This window comes from Dawidia soli, from assembly GCF_018598185.1.
In the GTDB taxonomy this organism is placed as follows: Bacteria; Bacteroidota; Bacteroidia; order Cytophagales; family Cyclobacteriaceae; genus Ohtaekwangia; species Ohtaekwangia soli.
In genome coordinates this window covers 96,697-117,548 of the sequence record NZ_JAHESC010000007.1, presented here as the reverse complement: position 1 = coordinate 117,548, position 20,852 = coordinate 96,697, and the positions used below count along the sequence as shown (strand labels likewise).

Sequence of the window (20,852 nt, the reverse complement as noted above, 5' to 3'; positions counted from 1 at the left end):
AGCTCTAACCTCTACAGGGTAGTGTGTAGACCCGCGCCGGGTAGTGTGTAGACCTGGGCCGGGTATTGTATAGAATTATTCTAAATAGGAGTTGTAATTCCTATGTGGGTGTTGCATACTTGCGCGCAGAAACCAACCTACACAAGTACACATCATTACCATGAAAAGTTTAGCGCTTAGTCTTCTGATATTGCTGAGTGGTACGGTGCTGTTTGCACAGACCACCGGCTCGGTAAGTGGTACGGTTAAAACTTCTGATGGCTCGCCAGCGGAGTTCGTGAACGTGCTGCTCGAGGGTACGTCAAAGGGCACGGTGGCGGATAGCCGCGGCCGTTTCAAGATCGGCAACCTTGCCCCGGGATCATATACCCTGGTCGTTTCTTTTATCGGCCTGGAAACCCAGCAGCAGGTCATCGAGATCACCGCGGGGCAGAACAACGAAGTAAATTTCTCGTTGAAAGAAAACTCCTCGGAATTGCAGGAAGTCGTGATCTCGGGCACGCGCGACTCGTATAAGGCCGACCGTACGTCTTCGTCGCTGCGCTTAAGCTCTTCGTTGCTGGAGACTCCGCAGAATATCCAGGTCGTGACCGGCGAGGTGTTAAAAGATCAACAGATCATCAGCATGAGCGACGGTTTAATCCGCAACGTGAGCGGCGTGGTACGTTCCGAGCACTGGGGCGACATGTATGCCAACCTGAGCGCCCGCGGCTCGCAGCTGCAGGCTTTCCGCAACGGGTTCAATATTGTAAACTCGTACTGGGGCCCGCTGACGGAAGATATGGCCTTTGTCGATCATGTGGAGTTTGTAAAAGGTCCGGCGGGCTTTATGCTGGCCAGCGGCGACCCGGCCGGTCTCTTTAACGTCGTGACCAAAAAGCCTACCGGCCAGACCAAGGGCGAGGCCGCGGTAACGATGGGCAGCTGGGGCCTGTTCCGCACGACGCTGGACCTGGACGGCAAGCTGGAGTCGAGCGGAAAGCTGCTATACCGTCTCAACCTGGCCGCGCAAAACAAAAACTCTTTTCGACCCAACGAATACAACGACCGGTATGTCGTGGCCCCGGTGATCTCCTACCAGGTAGACGAGAAGACCAAGCTTACGCTCGAGTACGATTACCAGCGCGCCAATATGAGCGATGTAGGCTCGTTCTATCTCTTTGCCAAGAACAGGTATGCCGAATTCGACCGCGACGCTACGAGCCTGCCGGCGGGTCTGCCCGGGACGGTCATCAACGACCACGCGGTATACCTGAACCTGCAGCACCAGCTGGCCGACAGCTGGAAGCTCACCGCCCAGGCAGCGCGGTTTATTTACAACATGGAAGGCTCGTCTATGTGGCCGACGATCTTTAACGACGATGGCACCTATATCCGTACCGTAGGCATCTGGGACGCCAACAGCAAGATGTCGCTCGGGCAGATCTTTGTGAACGGCGACGTTACCACCGGCAAGATCCGGCACCGTGTATTGGGTGGCATCGACATCGGCCGCAAAGCCTATATGGCCGACTGGAGCCAGGGCCACAACCTCGACTCGCTGACGCATCCGTTCGATCCTGTCAATCCCGACTTGGGTGTACCGCGAGCAGGCTATCCGAAATTCGATCGCGAAACGCCCCTGGAGGAGCGCGCGCAGATCACGGGCGGACTATACGACACACGCTATACCAGCGCCTACCTGCAAGACGAGCTGGGCTTCCTTGACAACAAGATCAGGCTTACGCTGGCACTTCGTTATACCGACATTTCGATTGTGACCTACGGCGGTGCCCCGCAGACATCCGAACATGTTACGCCGCGCCTAGGCCTGAGCGTGACCCTCACGCCGACACTCTCCGGCTATGCGCTGTACGATCAGGCATTCCTGCCGCAAAACCCGCTGGGCGTTCCGGGCGACGAGGTGAAGCCCATCACGGGTGACAACCGGGAGATTGGCTTCAAGAAGAACTGGGGTGGCGGCTGGTCTACAACCTTGTCGGCATTCAGCATCCTGAAGAACGACGAGCTCACGGCCAACACGCTGACGTCCGATCGAAACGATATGATCGGCATTGGGCAGAAGCGCGCCCAGGGTATTGAATTCGACCTGCGTGGTACTGTTGTGAGGGGATTGAATGCGATCTTTAATTATTCGTACATGAACTCTAAGGTAACGAAGGGCACGCCCGGTTTTACCGAGAAGGGTGACGTGGTGCCCGGCTTTGCCAAACAAACATTTAATACCTGGCTGACCTACAAACTACAAGGCGGTGCGTTGAGGGGATTCGGCGCATCGGTGGGTTATACATTCCTCGGCGACCGCGCCACCTACTATACCGCAGCGCCCGATCCCAGCAAGAATCTGGAGGACTACTACAAACTGGACGCCGGCCTGTCGTGGGAGAAAGATCGCCTGAAGTTTACGGTCAATGTATTCAACGTGCTCGATGCGTACCTGTACAGTGGCTCGTACGAAAATTGGGTAACACAAGCGGATGGCGAAACGCCGTCGCCTGTTTACAGCTACCAGGCGGAAGCGCCGCGGAACGTGCGGTGCAGCATAGCGTACAGCTTCTGAGCGAACGCGTCGGCCGTCATCCTATCAAAGCTTGCAGATTCCGGTCTGCAAGCTTTTTTACTGCTATATAGTTGTCTCGTCATCGATCTCAGACTCGTCTCCGAGGCGTTTTCCGGCGGGCTTTTTATTCGGCTGTGCCTTGCTGGTGCCCTTTTCAAATTCTTTGGATGCACGGTCCTGCGCCGGCTTCTTCTGTCCTTCGGCGGATACTCCCGGATGGTTTGCCGAAGTCTCATCGTTATCTCTTGTTGTTGTTTTCATGATGCTGTATGGTTTTAACTGAACCTTCATTGTGCGGTAGGTAAAAAAATACGCCACCGAAGCGGTTCCTCGTACGGAGGAAATGATCCTACGCTGCGGCAGGCCTGTTACGGCGCTTTGCACCCGTCTGTCCAATTATATCGCCATTTGGTTCTCCAGCCGCTCTGCCGTTCCCCGGCAGGATTTTTTCGGCCCGGCACACTATGCCAATCATTACATTGAACATCAACCAGCGGCGCCACGAGATCGACATTCATCCATGGGTATCGCTGCTGGACGCTATACGGGAAAATCTCAAGCTGACCGGTACAAAAAAGGGTTGTGACCATGGCCAATGCGGTGCCTGTACATTGCTGTGTGACGGTAAGCGCATCCTCAGCTGTCTGACGCTGGCGGTGATGAAAGACGGCGCATCGATCACAACGATCGAAGGTATTGCCGACGGTGATGTGTTGCATCCCCTGCAGCAGGCGTTCATCGATCACGATGCCTTTCAATGCGGATACTGTACTCCCGGGCAGATCTGCAGTGCCATCGGGATGTTGCAGGAAGGGCGCGCGCACGCGCGAAGAAGTTAAAGAGCTGATGAGCGGCAACCTTTGCCGGTGCGGTGCCAACGTCGGCATTATCGATGCGATCATGGAGGTAAAGAACGGAGGCCACGGTGAATAACTTCACGTATCAACGCGCCGCCACGGTGGCAGACGCTACGGCCGCGGTATATGCCGACGCCCGCGCACAATTTGTCGCCGGCGGCACGAACATCATCGACCTTTGGAAATATAACCTGACGCACCCAGCACGGCTTGTCGATCTAAACTCGATCCCCACTCACCGGGGACTGGACGCGACGGACTACGGCGGGGTGCTGATCGGCGCATTTATGACGAATGCTGAGACGGCGTATCACCCGCTGATTGAGCAACGGTATCCGCTGCTGTCGCGAGCGATCCTGGCGGGGGCGTCCGCACAGATCCGCAACATGGCCACGAACGGCGGCAACCTCTTACAACGCACCCGCTGCTATTATTTCTATGATCCCTGTGCACCGTGCAATAAACGTGTGCCCGGGAGCGGCTGCGCGGCCATCAAGGGACGTAACCGTATGCACGCCATCCTCGGCGCAAGCGCGGAATGTATTGCTGTGTTTCCGTCGGACATGTGTGTGGCCCTGGCAGCATTGGATGCGACCGTGCACGTTTCAGGTCCCTCCGGACCTCGAAGTATAGCGTTTCAGGATTTCCATCGCCTGCCGGGCAAAACTCCCGAACAGGACAATACCTTACAACGCGGTGAAGTGATCACCTCACTGGAACTGCCGGCCGAGGGATTTTCACAGCATTACTCGTATCTAAAAGTTCGCGACCGGAACTCCTATGCATTTGCCTTGGTGTCTGTCGCAACAGGACTAACGCTCGACAACGGCACGATCAAAGAAGCTCGGATCGCGTTGGGCGGTGTGGCGCACAAGCCATGGCGTGTGACAGAAGCAGAAGCATTCTTACATGGCAAACCAGCGAATGAACAGGCCTTTGCCGGCGCAGCCGACATTCTATTACGCGGGGCGAAAGGCTATAAATATAATGCTTTTAAAATCACCCTGGCGAAACGGGCCATTATCCGAAACGGAATGATGGCGTTGAATCCAGACTCGCAACGGCCGGGAGCGCAACCTTCTGCTTAGCCCAAAACGAAAAGTATATATGACTGCAACCGCTTCTGTAGGACAACCGATCAACCGCCTGGAAGGCAAACTGAAGGTAACCGGCGCCGCCCAATACGCGGGTGACTACCCTGTGGACGGCCTGCTGTATGGTTACGTCGTAAATAGCACCATCACCAGAGGGAAGATCATCAACATCGAAACGCGCGCGGCAATGACGCTGGACGGCGTCGTGGAAGTATTTACCCACGAGAACCGGCCCAAACTTGCATGGTTCGATATGCAATATGCGGATATGGACGCGCCACCCGGTTCGGTGTTTAAACCATTGCACGACGCCGAGGTACTCTTCAACGGACAACCTATTGCGCTGGTCGTAGCCCGGGATTTTGAAACGGCGCGGTATGCGGCAACGCTCGTCAAGGTACTGTATCAGGCGGAGGCCTTTGCAGCGTGCCTGGACGACAACCTGGAAAAAGCACGCGCGCCCAAGATCGGCATGGCGTCGGTTCTCAAGCCACCACCCCCTAAGCCCACCGGAAATTTTGAAGAGGCCTATAATAATTCGCCGGTAAAGGTCTCGGTAGAAATAAAGCACGGCGCCGAACATCACAACCCGCTCGAACTGTTTGCCACTACGACCCTTTACGAGGGCGAGGGCAAGTTGACCATCTACGACAAAACACAAGGCACGATAAACAATCAGTTATTCGTAGCCAATGTATTTGGCCTTCACTACAAAAATGTACGTGTGCTGGCACCGTTCGTCGGCGGCGGTTTTGGTTCGGGACTACGCCCGCAGTACCAATTGTTTTTATGCGTGCTGGCGGCATTACAATTGAAACGAAGTGTTCGTTTGACCCTTGACCGTCAGCAAATGTTTCCGTTCTGCCATCGGCCTCAAACCATTCAACGACTAAAATTCAGCGCCGATGAGAACGGACGAATCACGGCCCTGAACCACGCCGCCATTGGTGAGACATCGCAGTACGAAGACTATACCGAAATTGTGTCGGACTGGAGTCATCGGCTTTATCCCGCTCCGAACACGCTTTTTGAGTATAAGCTCGTGCCACTCGATGTTCATACCCCCATCGATATGCGTGCGCCGGGCGGTAGTACAGGAATGCATGCCATTGAATGTACGCTGGACGAGCTGGCGTACGCATTGAACACAGACCCGCTGGAGCTTCGACTGAAAAACTACTCTGATCTCGATCCATCGAAGGGAAAGCCCTTTACCAGTAAGGAATTGAAACAATGTTACCTGAAGGCGGCCGAACAATTCGGATGGGAAAAGCGCAATCCGATACCGGGCAGCATGACCCGTGGGAATAAGCTGATCGGCTATGGCATGGCCACCGGCATCTGGGATGCGTATCAATTTCCGGCGCGTGTCGAAGCTATCCTGACAGCCGAAGGCAAGCTGATCCTAAACAACGCCGTGACAGACATCGGTACGGGGACGATGACGGTGATGACACAAATTGCCGCGGATGCGCTGGGGGTATCCCTTGCTGATGTGACGTTTCAGTATGGCGATAGCAAACACCCCTTCTCGATGTTTCAGGGGGGCTCAGCTGCCACTGCCTCTACCGGTGTGGGTATTGTTATGGCTGCAAAGGCCCTCCGGAAGAAAATACTTGAAAAGGCAAAACGCATACCCGGTAGTCCGTTAAAAGGCATTGCCGGCGACGATCTGGTGTTCGGCGACGGAAAGATCGCTTCCCGGCACGATCCATCGAAGTATGTTTCCCTGGGAGATGTTGTGGCGGCCAACAACGGCCGCCCCATCAAAACCACCAACATGGGCAAGCCGCATTTAGTAAAACTCAGAAAGTACAGCAAGGCCGCGCACAGCGCGGCATTTGTAGAAGTTGAAATAGACAAAGACCTCAAGACCATCAACGTTACCCGGGCGGTAACTGCAGTGGCTGCCGGCACGATCGTCAACCCCAAGACGGCACGCAGCCAAATTCTCGGATCGATGGTGTGGAGCATCAGCAAGGCCCTGCGCGAAGAAAGCATGCTCGATGAAAACCTGGGAAAATATATAAACCCCAACCTGGCCGAATATCACATTCCGGTGCACGCAGATATACATGCGCTGGACGTGATCTTTGCCGATGAAAAAGACGAGCTGATCAACGAGCTCGGCATCAAAGGTGTTGGTGAGATCGGTCTGGTGGCCATGCCGGCGGCGATCTCAAACGCGGTGTTTCATGCCACAGGCAAGCGCTTGTATAAACTCCCCATGCACTTCAATGAATTGCTGGAGAACGAAACAGTATCTGATAACCCCTAATGTATCAACATGAAGAACGAAGAGACCTACAGGATCGGTCGTAGAAAAGCCATTGGCAATCTGGGAGTGGGCCTGGCAACACTTGCCGTACCCGCGGTCGCGTCGGCCACGCCATCAGCAGGAGACGCTGCGCCGGCAGATGTTGACGACCCGCTGACAAAATACCCCAGACCTCCATTCAAGCACCAATCGCAACCCTGGCCGGGCCTGGCATCGAAGATGGATCCGCGGCCGGATCACGGCGAAAAAAGTTATAAAGGCTCCGGCCGGCTAAAGGGAATGAAGGCACTTATTACCGGAGGCGACTCGGGCATGGGCAGGGCAGCGGCGATCGCGTATGCGCGAGAGGGTGCCGATGTTGCCATCAACTACTATCCTACAGAAGAGCCCGATGCGAGGGAAGTGATCGAGCTGATCAAAGCCGAGGGCAGAAAAGCCGTGGCCATACCCGGTGACCTTCGCGATGAGAGTTTTTGCAAACGCCTGGTAGCGGAAGCTGTAAAAGGGCTTGGCGGCCTGGACATCCTGGTGAACAATGCAGCGCGTCAGCAAACAAAGGCCTCCATTCTGGACATCAGCTCGGAGGATTTCGATACTACCATGAAAACGAATATATATGCTCCGTTCTGGATCATTAAAGCGGCCCTGCCCCACCTGAAGCCTGGCGCGGCGATCATCGGAACAACGTCGGTACAGGCAATGGACCCCTCTCCCGAGCTTTATGACTATGCGCAAACGAAGGCTGCTACGACGAACTATGTACGATCGCTGGCCAAACAGCTTGGACCAAAGGGTATCCGGGTGAATGGTGTGGCTCCCGGCCCGATCTGGACGCCGCTTCAGGTGAGCGGCGGGGCCACGCAGGAAAAGCTGGAAAAGTTCGGAGGAGAAACGCCGCTCGGCCGCCCCGGACAACCCGCGGAACTGGCGTCGATCTACGTGCAGCTTGCAGACCCGAGTGCGAGCTATGCCAACGGGCAGATCTATGGTTCATCGGGAGGCGGTGGTCAACCCTAGCCGGTTTCTATAACAAAAAAGGAGCATTTGTCGTGCTCCTTTTTTGTTTATTCATGTATACCGCAGGTATTCGCTGCGGTATACATTGATCGTGCAGTTTAATTATAACCGGGGTTGTTATCTCCCAGGGCCGGATTGCGTTGTCTTTCGTTGTTGGACAACGGCAGTAACAAATACGTAGATGTATAGGTCTTGCCCCACGGATTGGTAGCACCCACGACGTCGACATAGGTCACTTCGCCGGGATTTGCTTCGCTTGTCTGCGGATAGCGCTGCGTGCGGAGGATATCGAACCAGGTCTTGAACTCGAATACCAGCTCGCGGTTCCGTTCGGTCCATACCTCCTCTACAAACTCCGGCGTTGCCAGACCTGCCAGGTCGGCTGCGACGTCGGCGGGATCCTGCATCCAGTATGCTCTCGCGCGTACCTCTGTCAGATAATCCACAGCTTCTCCTGTTACGCCTTCGGACTGTGCGATGGCCTCGGCGGCAATGAGCAGCACGTCGGAGTACGTGAAGATGGCCACGTCTTTGCCCGAGTTACCGGTCGTGAACAGGGCGTTCTCATCAAACCAGATATACGGTGTTTCGCGGAACGTTACCGGATTGCCGTCGGCGCCGTTCATGGTAGTATGAAAATACTGCTTCTCCTGGATGCGTAAATCCTCTGTCGGGTCATACATGTTAAGAAACTCGTCTTCGGGCTGGTAAGCACCGTTTACTACCGAGTATTTTACAACCTTGTCTTCGAAGCCTTCAAAGGCCGGAACTGTCCAGCGCGGGTAGTCGCTTGCGGTGATCGCCGCATCGTACTCGCGGTAGAAGATATACTCGTTGGCGGTTTTGTCTGCGCGACGGATCTGGTTGTACGCGCTGTTGGGCAGGTCTACGTTGCCACCGGCCATTTGATGCTGGGTCAGGCTATAGCTGCCGAACTCACCGTTGATGACGCGTCGTGCCATGGCGGCAGCGTCGGCATAGTGATCTTCCTGCAGCGGGTAACCGCTCATGGTCAGGTATACTTCGGCCAGCAGTGTCGCTGCTGCGCCTTTTGTCACGCGGCCGCTGTTGGTGGCCATGGTGACGGCGGCCATATTGCTCTCGTTCACGGCCCACAGCAGGTCAGCCTCGATCTGGTCATAGATCGCTGCAATGGGAGATCTTCCCACGTACACCTCGTCGGCCAGCGATACCACGGGCTCGGTAATAAGCGGTACTTCTCCAAACAATCTCACCAGGAAATAGTAGGCGTATGCCCGGAAAAATCTGGCTTCGCCTTCCAGCTGACCGATCTCCGCTTCGGTAAGTCCCGGGGTCGTCGCGATATTCTTGATCGCGAAGTTAGCCCGTGCCACACCGTTATACAGCTCGGCCCAGCGGTCGTCCAGGTATCCGGAAATGTTCGTGCCGTTGAGGGTCAACTGCTGTGCGTGGCTGGCATGCACTTCCTGTCCTTTGTATTGATTGTCAAAGAAACCAGACATATCCTGAAAGAAAATGGCCGGTGTACCTGCGTATGCAGAGCCATCAAACATCTGCGGAGCTCCGTTTCGATAGAGCGTGTTCACAGCGTTGAAGGCATGGTCGCGGTCAGAAAAGAACTGATCGCTCGACATCTCATCTTTGGGCTCCTCCTCCAGAAAGTCTGAACAAGAAAAGGCGCTGAGCCCAGCCAGGAGTATGATTAAATGTATCTTTTTCATAATCTGTTCAAGTTAAAGTGATCAGAACTGCAGGTTTACACCGAGCGTATACGTTGTAGGCTTCGGATACTGGAAGAAGAAAATGTTTTGGCCCCACTGTGCGTCGTTGCCTGTCCACGAAGTAGCTTCCGGATCGTACCCTTTAAATTCTTTCGAGTCGATCACAAAGGCGTTTTGTACGTTAGCATAGACGCGCAGGTTGCGCAGCTTGAGGCGCTCCAGCATTTCGCTGTTGACGGTATATCCCAGGGAGAACAAGTTGCCGCGCAGGTATGAGCCGTCGGCTACCCAATGGCTATCGACCTCGCTGTTCTGACCACCACGGCCCTGGTGACGGATCTCCTGCACCATGGTGTTCTGGCGCTCAGGGGTCCAGCTGTCGGTCAGGATCGTCCGTAAGCCGTTGGCGATGCCTGAACGGTCTTCGGTGGAGTGGAAGAATTGCTGAAGGATGTCTACGCCGTATACAAATTGCAGATCGACGGTCAGATCCCAGTTCTTATACCGGAAGGTGTTGATAAAGCTTCCCGTCCAGTCAGGCAAACCTTTTCCGATGATCTTCTTTTCGACAGAGCGTTTGGCTTCGCCGGGCTTATAGCCACGCTCTGCCGCTTCTTCTGCCTCGTCGGTGCTCCATGTACCCAGGCGTTCGTAACCCCAGAAGGAGCTTAACGACTCGCCCACGCGCAGGATGGTCTGGCTGCCCGATACCCAGTTCGGACCGGGGAAAATGTCTTCGTCGTTTTCACCGAGCTTCTCAATCTTGTTCTTGTTGCGGTTGAAGTTGAGCGAGGTTGTCCAGCGGAAGTCGTTGGTCTCAGCGTTCACCGAGGTGATCATACCTTCAATACCGCGGTTCGAGACGGAACCGATGTTGGCAGTTACGGTCTTGAAACCAGACGAATACGGCACCGGTCTATCCAGCAGCAGGTCGGTGGTCAGCCTGTGGTAGTAGTCAAACTCAAGCTGCAGGCGGTTGTTGAACCAGCCCATGTTGAAGCCGACGTCGAATTGCCGTGTCTTTTCCCACTTCAGGTCAGGGTTTGCGATTCCTCTTAAATGAGCTTCGGTGCCGCGTGTTCCGTTGATGAGCGTGTTACCCGACTCGACGGTAGACAATGACCGGTAATAACCGATTTCGGTGTTGCCGGTATATCCAAAGCTGGAGCGGAGTTTAAACTCGGTCAGGCTTGCGATATCCTGCATGAAGGGTTCGCTGGAGACCATCCAGCCCAAACCGGCCGAAGGGAAAAAGGCGTATTTGTTGTTCTTACCGAATCGGGAAGAACCATCGACACGTCCGGTCACGGTCAGCATATACTTATCCCGGTAGGTATAGCCACCGCGGAGGAAGTAGGAGTTCATGGCCCATTTTTCATATTCCGACTCGGGAGCTTTCGGGATGCTACCGGCTTGCAGGCGATTATACCGGAAGAAGTTATCGGCGAATCCTTCTACTTCGACAAAATTCCGGTCATACACGCGTTCCTGCCAGCTCAAGCCCAGCACGGCATTGATGCGGTGGTCGGTACCCAGCTCCTTGTTGTAGGACAGGTAAGTCTCTTCTTGCCAGTAGTTTATGCGTTGTGATTCCACGCGTGCGCGGCCATTAGGCGACGAGATGTTCACCAGGTCGGTGGGCGAGTATTCCTGGAAGTCGCGTTCGTTCTGGTCGAAGCCAAATTGCGTGCGCAGGTCGAGGCCTGGCAGCAGGTGGAACGTCATGTATACGTTACCAAACAGCTGTGTTCTTTTGCGCAGGCGGTCTTGTGTCTCCAACACGTGCACCGGGTTGGCCATTGCCTCGAGGCTGTAGGCGTCGGTCACCATGTTGCTGGCTGCCCAGGTACCATCGGGGAACTTCACGGGGAAGATCGGGGGCATTTCGATCATCGTACGGCGCGGCATCTGGTGGCCACCGGTCTCTTCTACTTCATTCTCTTTTATGACGTTCGCCAGCAGGTTTACACCCACGGTAAGCCACTTGGTGGGATTGGCGTCGTAGGCGATCTTGCCGCTGACGCGGTTCATCCAGCTGTTGAGCATGATGCCTTCCATGCGCGAGTAGTTCAGGAACGCGCCGACAGAAGATTTTTCGCTTTTCTGCTGGATCGACAACTGGTGGTTGTACGATATGGCGGTACGAGTAGCCTCCTTCTGCCAGTCTGTGTCGTAAAGCGGGTTGCCGTTGGCATCGAACAAACGAGGATCGTTTGCCGTGAAAGCAGGTGACGCGCTGGGATTGTACTTCGGTGAGTTCTCAATACCGGTCCGTACTACGTCCAGCCATTCCTTGGCGTTGAGCAGGTCCATTTCCTTGCGCATGTGGCCGGCGCTGACGAAGCCATCATAGCCGATGACCATCCCTTCCGTGGCGGCGCCACGCTTGGTCGTAACCAGGATCACACCGTTGGCACCGCGAGATCCATAGATAGCGGTAGACGAAGCGTCTTTCAACACTTCCATACTTTCGATATCGTTGGGGTTCAGGTATTTGATATCTTCCATGACCACGCCGTCCACGACGAACAGCGGCCCGGAGGCTGCATTGATGGTGCCGACACCGCGGATGACCACGCGAGGGCTGGCGGTAGGCGATCCTGAGTTGAGGAATACGTTTACGCCTGCCACTTTACCTTTGAGGCCCTGGAGGGCGTTGTTCACGGGCGCCGTCAGCAGGTCGCTTCCTTTCACCACGCCTACCGAGCCAGTCACGTCTGATTTGCGTTGGGTACCGTACCCTACTACGACAACTTCATTCAGTGTCCGGGTATCCGCGTCCAGCGTGACGTCTATTACGCTGCGGCCACCGGCGGGGACTTCCTGGGTGGTATAGCCAATGAACGAAAACACGAGGACGGCCGTGGCAGGATCTGCCGCCAGTGAGAATTTACCGTTGGCGTCGGTCGTAGTTCCATTGGAAGTGCCTTTCACCAACACGTTTACGCCTGGCAGCGCCTGTCCGTCGCTGTCGAATACAGTGCCGGTGATGGTCGCCTGCAGCGCCGACAGATCGTCGGGTTGCTGAAACAGGTTCGCGTTGAGCGTACCGAGGTTTGTCAGCGGTGTCGAGGCCGTGTCTTTGCGTTTGTTCAACACGATACGGTCTTTTACGACACCATACTGAATGTGAAAAGGTGTAAGCAAACGGTTCAATACGCTGGAGAGCTTTTCGTTCTGTGCATTGATCGTTACTTCTTCCTTGAGGGAAACGAAATTCTTGCTGTAGATGAATTTAACATCGACGGTCTTTTCAATTTCGTCAAGCGCCTTTACGAGCTTAATGTTTTCGAAGTTAAGGGTAACGTCCCGCTCTAAAGGGTTTTGCTCTTTACTGACGGCGGCAAAAGAAATTCCTGTCAGCATCAACATGACAGCGAGCTGCCTGCGCGTGATGTGGATCACTTTGCCCAGGCAGGCATTTGTTTGTAGAAACTGTTTCATTTTGAATCCTTGTTTTGGGGTTGCTTAATGCAAGCGCGACGCATGGCATCGCCTTGTTCTGTTCTTTCTTGGCTGTAGTCGTTCGTGGTCAAGTTCGTCTTTTTGTTTGCATGTAGTCGTTATTTAGGGTTGGGTAATGGCGAGCATCCCTGTCCGCGTAAGCGAATGGTATTGCCCTCGAGTTCGTAGGTGGCATCAACCGACAGGCTCAACATTTCGAGAATGTCGGGCAGGTTCAGGTTGCTTAGATCCGCCCGTAAGAGGCAGTTCATCAGCGCTTTATTTTCAGTCTCGATGTGGACACTGAATTTTTCATTCAAGAGGGGAAGAACGTTACGCAACGGCTCGTTCTCGAAGACGAACGACGTCGATTTCCAGATGTCGAGCTCGGGCAGGTCCTGCCCTTCCTGCTTTTCCAGCCGGTGCTGGGCTTTAACATAGCGGGCACGTTGTTGCGCGACAAGCGATACAGACGATGCATCGGCGTGTGTTGTATTATCTATAGAGTCCTGAATGTTTACGGATACCTTTCCGGTCATTACCGATACTTCGATGGAGGGGGCATGCTCATACGCCTTTATATTAAAGCTCGTGCCAAGCACCCGCGTCAGGACATTTCCGGAGGTGATGAGAAACGGTTTGGAGGGATCGCGTGCAATGGAAAAGAATGCTTCTCCTTTTAGCTGCAGCGTGCGCTCGGTCGCGGCAAATGCGGCGGGATAATCCATCTCGCTGCCGGGTTGAAGCCATACCACTGATCCGTCGGGCAGGGATTGACGCAGGATGGTCCTGGAAGTGTTCACCACGTGCCGTGTTTCGGTGACCCTGCTTACCTGGCCGGAATGGAACGGCATGCGTGTGGTGAACCAATACGCGCCCGCGGCCAGCGCGAGGATCGCGACCGACGCGGCAATCTGATAAAACAGCCTGGATGGTCTTGCACGCTGGGGTTGCACATACGGCATGGGTGCGTGTTCACCGAGCGTTTGCCGGATGCGCCGCAACATGCTGCGCTCTACCAGATCCTGCTGGGCCGGTGTGAGCGGCAGCACGTGAATCTCCCGGTCGTTTAGGGCGGCATACCAGGCATTGACACGCGCTTCCTCTTCGGGCGTGCAGTCATGCTGCAGGTAACGCTGCAAAAGTTCCGGGGTAACATCCTTGCTATTCATTTCACTATATCGATTTAGCAGGTAAGTCCGGTCAGCAAACGTTTTCCCCTACGCCTGGGGCATTTTTTTTTGAAAATGTTTGGGCGTGGTTAGAAGTGTTGGGTTGATGATTCCGTGTGTCGTGGTTTTGGCGGTGGCGCCAGATGCGTGTGTCGTGATTTTTTGCGAGGGGTGCGAGGTTAAGGGCCGGAATTTGACCTATAAGACTATAAGAAAAGGAGCATAACAACCGACATGGTGTAGTGGCGAAGGGATGTACGCAATACTTTCAATGCTTTGAGGAGCTGGTTCTCGACAGTTTTTTCGGATACGCCCATTTGGAGGGCTACCTGCTTGATGGGGAGGTTCTCGACGCGGCTCAGGCGAAATACTTCGCGACAGCGTGCGGGGAGCTTATTTACTTCGCGATCGAGCGCTTCGTGCAAGTCGTTGACCAGTACTGTCTGCTCAGTGGTGTCGTCGCGGTCCTGGACGATCGCGGTTTGTTTTTCGAGGTATGTTTTTCGCGTCAGCTGGCGCTCGTAGTAGGATATGACTTTATACTTTGTTGCGGTGAACAGGTACCCGGATAGATTTTGTACCTGCATGGTGGCGCGGTTCACCCACAGGCTTATGAAGATCTCCTGCACCAGCTCTTCGGCCACGATCTTTGCGTGTACGCGATTATAGGCCATGGCATACAGCTTCTTCCAATAACGATAATAGATCTCATCAAACGCAGCCATATCCTGCTGCCGCATGAGCTCTACCAGTTTATCATCAGAATATACTTTGAATACACGCATGGCGGTTGCGTCAGGATTATTCCTCTTTGAGTGGATAATATTAGAAATTTTCTGTTACAAAATCGCATTTAAAACGATTGAATAACATAAAACCACGATTTCCAGCCTGTCTGCAAGCACGACGCACGAGTGACCGCGGGTGTGGATCAACCGGATACGGTCGACGACGAGCCCCTCAGCCTGTTCTTTAGGAACATGCGTATGGGCATGTCCACAAACACCAACACCAGGTATGACAGGCCGATCAGCAACAATGTACCGACGACGGTAATGATGCTCATTTCGTGCAAGGTAGGTTTGTGTGTTTCGACATAGCTCATAAAGATCCAGATAAAGGGATAGTGGATCATATACAGTGGATACGATATATTTCCCGAGAGCTCGCACAGGCGTTTCGCACGCGGCCCCGGCACTGCGCCCGCACCCACTGCCACCAGCAACGGAAAATACACGATCACGATGGAAGGTTCAATGACCCAGTTATACGGAGCCGAGAAGGGCACCAGAAAAGTTAACAGCAGCAAACCGGTAGGAATCAAAAAGCCAAGCTTGTTGCGAATGATATACCGGGAGCGGTATACCAATATACCGGCCAGAAACGGGAAGCATGCCCGGATGCCTCCTCCCCAAAAGTTATCACCGCTCCACCCTACGCCGAGGTTGGTGGCCTCATGAGCTTCATAGAACAGTGCACCGGCGCCGATCGCGGCCAATACCCACAGCACTTTCCTGCCCACCCGGATCAACACGGCGGCGTATACTATGCTCGCGACATACTCCCAAAATAAAGACCAGGACGGTGGATTGAGGTGGAATATATTAAAGTACCGTTCGGGCACGAAGGCGTAGGGGATCATCAGGCATGAAGCCGCGAAAGCAACGGGCAGCTTGTCGGCATACTTCACCCACAGATCGCTGAAGGGATCGAAGATAAATGCCACGAGGCCCCAGATCGATCCGACGATCACCAAGGGCTGCAACCGGATCAGCCGTTGTTTAAAAAACCTGCCGAAGCCGATGTCGGCCAGCTTGTTGTCGTAAGCATAGGCTATGACAAAGCCCGACAAACAATAAAAGAAGTCGACGGCCAGGTAGGCGTGTGCAATAAAGTTGTCGTTGTAATCGGGAACGGCAATCTCCATGAAGTGGAACACCACTACCGCGATCGCCGCCACTCCCCTCAACCCATCTAATATCTCGTAATGCTGCTTGGTGTTCAGTAAGCCCGCAGCCTGTGTGTGATCGTTCATTCTTCAAACATAAAGAATAATCGGACAGAACGACCAAAAAACAGCGCGCGTGTGCGTACGAGCGTGAAATTAATCCGGGTAGTAGCGCTTTTGGATGTACGGGTAAAGCCTTGTTTCGAACTCCTGTTCGTCGACGTGCAGCGTTGCAGGCACATCACCGTTGGTGCGCAGCAATTGAATCAGTGCGTCGTGCCCCACGTGGCTTCGATGAACTCGGTGGGGTACTGTTTGTCGACGATGTATGCAGATTTGCCGGCTCAGAAAATTGCTCTGCTGCATAACTGGCCATGGCTTCGAACAGCCACGGTGCCTCTGCCCGGGCGGCGACCTGCCCTTGAATCGCTCCAGCAAAGGTGAGCGGGCGAGGTAGTCCCAGTTCTTTATATCGCCGGCTGTTAAGCATTCTGCGTCGCTGACTATATCAAGGGAGGAGTTGACGCGTGCGTTTGGGATTCTCGATCATGCGTTTGCTCGTTGCCAGGCATTGATTCAAGCACGCCAGTCTAAGACGTCAGCGCGAGCTTACGCCAGGATAGTGCAGGACAAAGCCAGGGTTGTCGCAGAGATGCGGCACTATTACGGCAGAGTTGCGGCACAGTTGAAGCAGCCTATAGGGCACTGCTTTATCTATGTGACAACGCTGGTCAGAATGTAGTTGAAGATTGCTACCACTGCGCCTGATCCCCCCGGCATCTGGCGAGTCTGAGCGCCAATTACAATATTGCTCCCAATCGCTTCATCCGCCGGCTTTTATGCCGGTCTTGTTTCACAACATGATTTACGCTCTTGTTATCGTGAAACGATTTATCGACGACCAACGCGCGATCGGTCTGTTGGGCTCTTCTCATGCCGGAATTTCAGACTTTTCTTTGAAAAGAAATTTAGTATGCTGACGTTAGAAAACAAGCGAAGTATTTGCATAAAACCAGGGGGCCTCTGAGCATTGGCCCAAAGTTTTAGCTTCCCTTAACCAACCACCAACAATACATCATGGAACAACGAATAAGCGTCCTGACCATTGCCGTCGATAACTTGCCGGCTATGCAAAAATTCTACGAGCAGATACTGGACTGGAAACCGGTAGCCGCAAACCAAGACATTGTCTTCTATCAACTGAACGGTTTTCTCTTCAGCCTTTGTAAACGTCCGGACCTGGCGAAGTTTATCGGCATACCACCGGAGGGCAGCGGCTTTCGGGCGGTAACGATCGGCTATAATGTGCGCTCGGAACAGGAGGTGCGCGCGATCCACGACCGATTAAAAGCCCGGGATGTCGAAGTCTTGCAGGAGCCCACGGCCGCGCCGTTTGGAGGGCTCTTCTTCTATTTCAAAGACGTTGAGGGAAACATCCTGGAGGTAGCCTACAACGCTTACATTCCGCTTGACGAAAAGAACAATGCCGCCGGGCACAAGCCTATTGATCATCTCTAGTTATTGTCTTAATCACCCCGCGCAAATGTCTAATTCGCACCCTTGCGCACAGTTTTTGGGACATTAACTTTGTGAAACAAAACCACCCCTATTATGAAAATATTCAAATTCGTTCTTGTTGCCGTGGCCGCGATCGCCATGAGTTTTGACCGTCCGGCCGCCACCCTTACCGAAGCAGAACGGAAGTACGCCCTCGACCTGCTGCAGGGTACAAAAGAGGACCTGCTGAAGAAAGTGAAGGGACTCACGGCCGAGCAATTGAACTTCAAAGCAGACGCCACCAGCTGGTCTATCGCTGAATGCGTGGAGCACATTACCCTGGCGGAGTCGCAACTATTCGAATTTGCTCAATCCGGGTTGAAAGAGCCGGCTGATCCTTCCAAACGCAGCGAAATAAAGACAAAAGACGAAGAGCTGGTACAGATGGTGGCGGACCGCAGCCAGAAACGCCAAGCGCAGGAAACCATGAAACCCTCCGGCAAGTTCGGATCTTTCGAGGCCACCCTCGCCGAATTCAAAACGCAACGCGACAACCACATTAAGTATATCAAAACAACCTCCGACGACCTGAGAAACCATTACAATGACTTTCCATTCGGAAAACTTGATACTTATCAGACGATCTTGTTAATGGCGGCACACAGCCGGCGGCACACTGCCCAGGTTCAAGAGGTGCTGAACAATCCTACCTTTCCAAAGAAAGGCAAATAGCATACATTCAGTCTGCTGCGAACAATGTCACCGTTCGCAGCAGATCATTTTTTTCTATTGACCATTTCCTTGATCCAAATAGGCGCGAACGGCGATGTACATCCTTTTGAAACAGGATAGTCGCGGTAAATGCCCAATGCTTCGCCGATATCTAGCGCTCGCTTGCGAAGTTTGGGATGGTGGATACCGATTTGCGCCAGTGCGGTGTTCATGGTCCACTGTACTTCGGGGGGAGCGGCCGGCATTTCCGCTTCGATGCGATCGAGGAGCTTGTCCAGATCGAGTCCGTCGGGCTCCCGTGCAATCCTGCCGCTGGTGAGGCTCCAACCTGCCCGCGCTGCCCAGGGATTGCCGGCATCCATCCACTTCTCGCGAACCGATTCCCGGTCGGGATGATCTTTCACGATATACGCATTGACCCAATCCGCTTCCTGCACGAACGTGATGGACTTCACAAGCTCATCCAGTTCCTGTACGGACAATTTCTTAGGCTGTATGATCAGTGCGGCCAGCAGGCGGGCATCTATGTTCCCTGTATTCCACAGCTCGAGCGCCAGCGCATGGTCCTTTTTGATCTTGTTGCCTACGGTGCGGATGTCGCCAAGCTTTACCCCGTATTGATCCTTGCCCGCCCCGTGTTTCAGGTTGTGCGTGTACATCTTTTCGTTCGCCAGCGATTTAAGTGCTGACAGTGTTTCCTTGAGTGTCATGGCATGTCATCGTTTATTGTTCTTCCTAAATATGAGGGAACGCGCACACGATCGCCTCATACTTTAGTACCAAAATAAACGTTCCTCCTTTTGCATGACAATCTTTATCTGTCACGCCGGGGCCTGAGACCGAACAGCGTGGTTTTACCGCCGTGGCAAACCAAGACTTTGCTATCTTTAACGTTATGCGCCAACCACGGAAAACGACGATACGATGGCAACCGTAAAACTGAACAGCACAAAAGGTATCTGGGTGATGTCTGCGGCCATCATGGCATCGTCTATGGCTTTTATAGACGGCACGGCGTTAAACGTGGTATTACCGGCGCTGCAAGCGGGCCTGCACGCTACCAGTGCCGAGCTTTTCTGGATACTGAATGCGTACCTGCTGATGCTCGCCTCGCTTATTCTCATCGGCGGTTCATTGAGTGACAAGCTGGGACGCAAGAAAATCTTCATGGTGGGGATCTTCATCTTTGTGGTGGGCTCGGCGCTGTGTGGCACGGCGAGCACCGTTTTTCTGCTGATCGCATACCGTGTGATCCAGGGTATCGGCGGCGCCTTTATGATACCCGGCAGCCTGGCCCTGATCTCGTCCTCTATCGATGAAACCGAACGCGGCAAGGCCATCGGCACCTGGTCGTCTGTCACCACCGTGGTAACGGTCGGCGGCCCCATCCTGGGCGGTGCACTGGCCGACGCAGGGTTGTGGCGGTACATCTTTTTTATCAACATTCCGATCGGCATCGCCGCATTCCTCATCTTGTGGGCAAAGGTCGACGAAACCAAAGACGAGAACAGCAACCCCACGATCGACATCGCTGGCGCTATTGTTATTGCGTTGGGGCTCGCTGCCCTTACCTTCGGCTGTCTGAGCCTGCCGGAGAAAGGGATGCACCACTGGCATGTATACCTGCCGTTGATTACGGGCACGCTGTTGCTGATCGCATTTCTCGTCATCGAGAAGACCAGCCAATATCCTATGATGCCGCTGAACCTGTTTCGCAATAGCACCTTTAGCGGCGCCAACCTCCTCACCTTCTTTCTTTACGCGGGCCTTGGCGCCGGCATGCTTTTCCTTTCGTTAAACCTGGTGCAGGTACAGGGCTACACGCAGCTGCAATCGGGGTTTACGTTCCTGCCTTTTACGCTGCTGATGATCGCCCTGGCAAAGATCTCCGGCAAACTGGCCGACCGCTACGGCCCCAGGCTCTTCCTGATCATCGGCCCCGCAACGGCGGGCCTGGGCCTGCTGTGGCTCGCCTTTATCGGCCAGACCCGGGGCATCAACGACTATTGGGGAACTTATTTTCCGGGAATACTTGTCTTCGGTTTGGGGATGTCGATCACGGTCGCTCCGCTTACGTCGACGGTCATGGGCTCTGTCGGTCAGCAATATTCGGGGACAGCGTCGGGGATTAACAATGCACTCACCCGTATTTCGAACGTCCTGGCAAACGCCATTTTCGGAGCGCTGGCCGTGCTGCTTTTCTCTACGGCGCTGCAGACACGCGTGGAGAACGTCGATTTATCCAATGCAGGCCGGCACGCAGTGATGTCCGAGGCGGTAAACCTGGGAAACGCCACAGTGCCGAATGACGTTAACCCTGCGGATAAAGAAAAAATAAATAAGTATTATCACGAAAGCTTCATCGATGCGTACAAGAAGATCATGCTATTATCTTCCGCGCTGTGTTTTACGGGAGCTTTCATGTCGTTCTTGTTTGTAAAAAATAAAGCGGTGAACCCGGCCGATAGTCCTTAGAACTTCGTCCATTTCTTATGCGTGGTTCTTTGCCGAGGGAATTTTTACCAGGTATACGCCGGGCTTCAACCTCTG

Annotated in this window: 14 protein-coding genes and 1 pseudogene; 8 read left to right on the top strand and 7 right to left on the bottom strand. The window is 54.0% G+C overall.

Going from position 1 to position 20,852, the window contains the following annotated elements; genetic code table 11:
- The first annotated feature begins 160 nt into the window (after window positions 1-160).
- A complete protein-coding gene (locus KK078_RS07005; RefSeq protein WP_254089537.1) occupies window positions 161-2,560 on the top strand; it encodes a TonB-dependent receptor in 2,400 nt (799 codons plus the stop codon).
- 63 nt (window positions 2,561-2,623) lie between these two features.
- On the opposite strand, the gene KK078_RS07000 is transcribed toward KK078_RS07005, so the two are convergent.
- Entirely contained in the window at window positions 2,624-2,821 is a 198-nt protein-coding gene (locus tag KK078_RS07000) for a hypothetical protein (protein ID WP_254089536.1), read from the bottom strand.
- Between the two features lie 203 nt (window positions 2,822-3,024).
- On the opposite strand from KK078_RS07000, the pseudogene KK078_RS06995 reads away from it, so the two are divergent.
- From KK078_RS06995 to KK078_RS06980, 4 genes and pseudogenes are all read left to right on the top strand, one after another.
- A pseudogene (locus KK078_RS06995) lies at window positions 3,025-3,493 on the top strand ((2Fe-2S)-binding protein).
- Window positions 3,486-4,505, top strand: coding sequence for an FAD binding domain-containing protein (locus KK078_RS06990; RefSeq protein ID WP_254089535.1), 1,020 nt, complete (start codon window positions 3,486-3,488; stop codon window positions 4,503-4,505). Before KK078_RS06995 ends, KK078_RS06990 begins: the two are co-directional and overlap by 8 nt.
- Before the next feature lie 19 nt (window positions 4,506-4,524).
- A complete protein-coding gene (locus KK078_RS06985) occupies window positions 4,525-6,789 on the top strand; it encodes a xanthine dehydrogenase family protein molybdopterin-binding subunit (protein ID WP_254089534.1) in 2,265 nt (754 codons plus the stop codon).
- A gap of 9 nt (window positions 6,790-6,798) precedes the next feature.
- The gene (locus KK078_RS06980) at window positions 6,799-7,806 is read left to right on the top strand and encodes an SDR family oxidoreductase (RefSeq protein WP_254089533.1); all 1,008 of its coding nucleotides are present in this window, start codon (window positions 6,799-6,801) and stop codon (window positions 7,804-7,806) included.
- Window positions 7,807-7,904: 98 nt separating this feature from the next.
- On the opposite strand, the gene KK078_RS06975 is transcribed toward KK078_RS06980, so the two are convergent.
- The 5 genes from KK078_RS06975 to KK078_RS06955 form a co-directional block, all read right to left on the bottom strand.
- Window positions 7,905-9,509, bottom strand: a complete 1,605-nt coding sequence (locus tag KK078_RS06975) for a RagB/SusD family nutrient uptake outer membrane protein (RefSeq protein ID WP_254089532.1) — start codon at window positions 9,507-9,509, stop codon at window positions 7,905-7,907.
- A 21-nt stretch (window positions 9,510-9,530) separates the two neighbouring features.
- Complete coding sequence (locus KK078_RS06970) at window positions 9,531-12,953, bottom strand: SusC/RagA family TonB-linked outer membrane protein (RefSeq protein WP_254089531.1); 3,423 nt, start codon at window positions 12,951-12,953, stop codon at window positions 9,531-9,533.
- 119 nt (window positions 12,954-13,072) lie between these two features.
- Window positions 13,073-14,125, bottom strand: coding sequence for a FecR family protein (locus KK078_RS06965; RefSeq protein WP_254089530.1), 1,053 nt, complete (start codon window positions 14,123-14,125; stop codon window positions 13,073-13,075).
- Between the two features lie 206 nt (window positions 14,126-14,331).
- Complete coding sequence (locus KK078_RS06960) at window positions 14,332-14,910, bottom strand: RNA polymerase sigma factor (RefSeq protein ID WP_254089529.1); 579 nt, start codon at window positions 14,908-14,910, stop codon at window positions 14,332-14,334.
- A gap of 146 nt (window positions 14,911-15,056) precedes the next feature.
- Window positions 15,057-16,160 (bottom strand): acyltransferase family protein, encoded by a 1,104-nt coding sequence (locus tag KK078_RS06955; RefSeq protein ID WP_254089528.1) that lies wholly within the window; start codon window positions 16,158-16,160, stop codon window positions 15,057-15,059.
- A gap of 990 nt (window positions 16,161-17,150) precedes the next feature.
- Between KK078_RS06955 and KK078_RS06950 the strand changes: the two genes are divergently transcribed.
- Window positions 17,151-17,591 (top strand): VOC family protein, encoded by a 441-nt coding sequence (locus KK078_RS06950; RefSeq protein WP_254089527.1) that lies wholly within the window; start codon window positions 17,151-17,153, stop codon window positions 17,589-17,591.
- Between the two features lie 93 nt (window positions 17,592-17,684).
- On the top strand, window positions 17,685-18,302 hold the full coding sequence (locus KK078_RS06945; RefSeq protein ID WP_254089526.1) for a DinB family protein: 618 nt from the start codon (window positions 17,685-17,687) through the stop codon (window positions 18,300-18,302).
- 44 nt (window positions 18,303-18,346) lie between these two features.
- Here the strand turns inward: KK078_RS06945 and KK078_RS06940 are convergent, their stop codons facing one another.
- Window positions 18,347-19,012: a DNA alkylation repair protein gene (locus tag KK078_RS06940; RefSeq protein ID WP_254089525.1), complete on the bottom strand. Its 666-nt coding sequence runs from the start codon at window positions 19,010-19,012 to the stop codon at window positions 18,347-18,349.
- Window positions 19,013-19,226: 214 nt separating this feature from the next.
- Here KK078_RS06940 and KK078_RS06935 point away from each other — a divergent pair, with 214 nt between their 5' ends.
- The gene (locus KK078_RS06935; RefSeq protein WP_254089524.1) at window positions 19,227-20,777 is read left to right on the top strand and encodes an MFS transporter; all 1,551 of its coding nucleotides are present in this window, start codon (window positions 19,227-19,229) and stop codon (window positions 20,775-20,777) included.
- Window positions 20,778-20,852 lie beyond the last annotated feature (75 nt).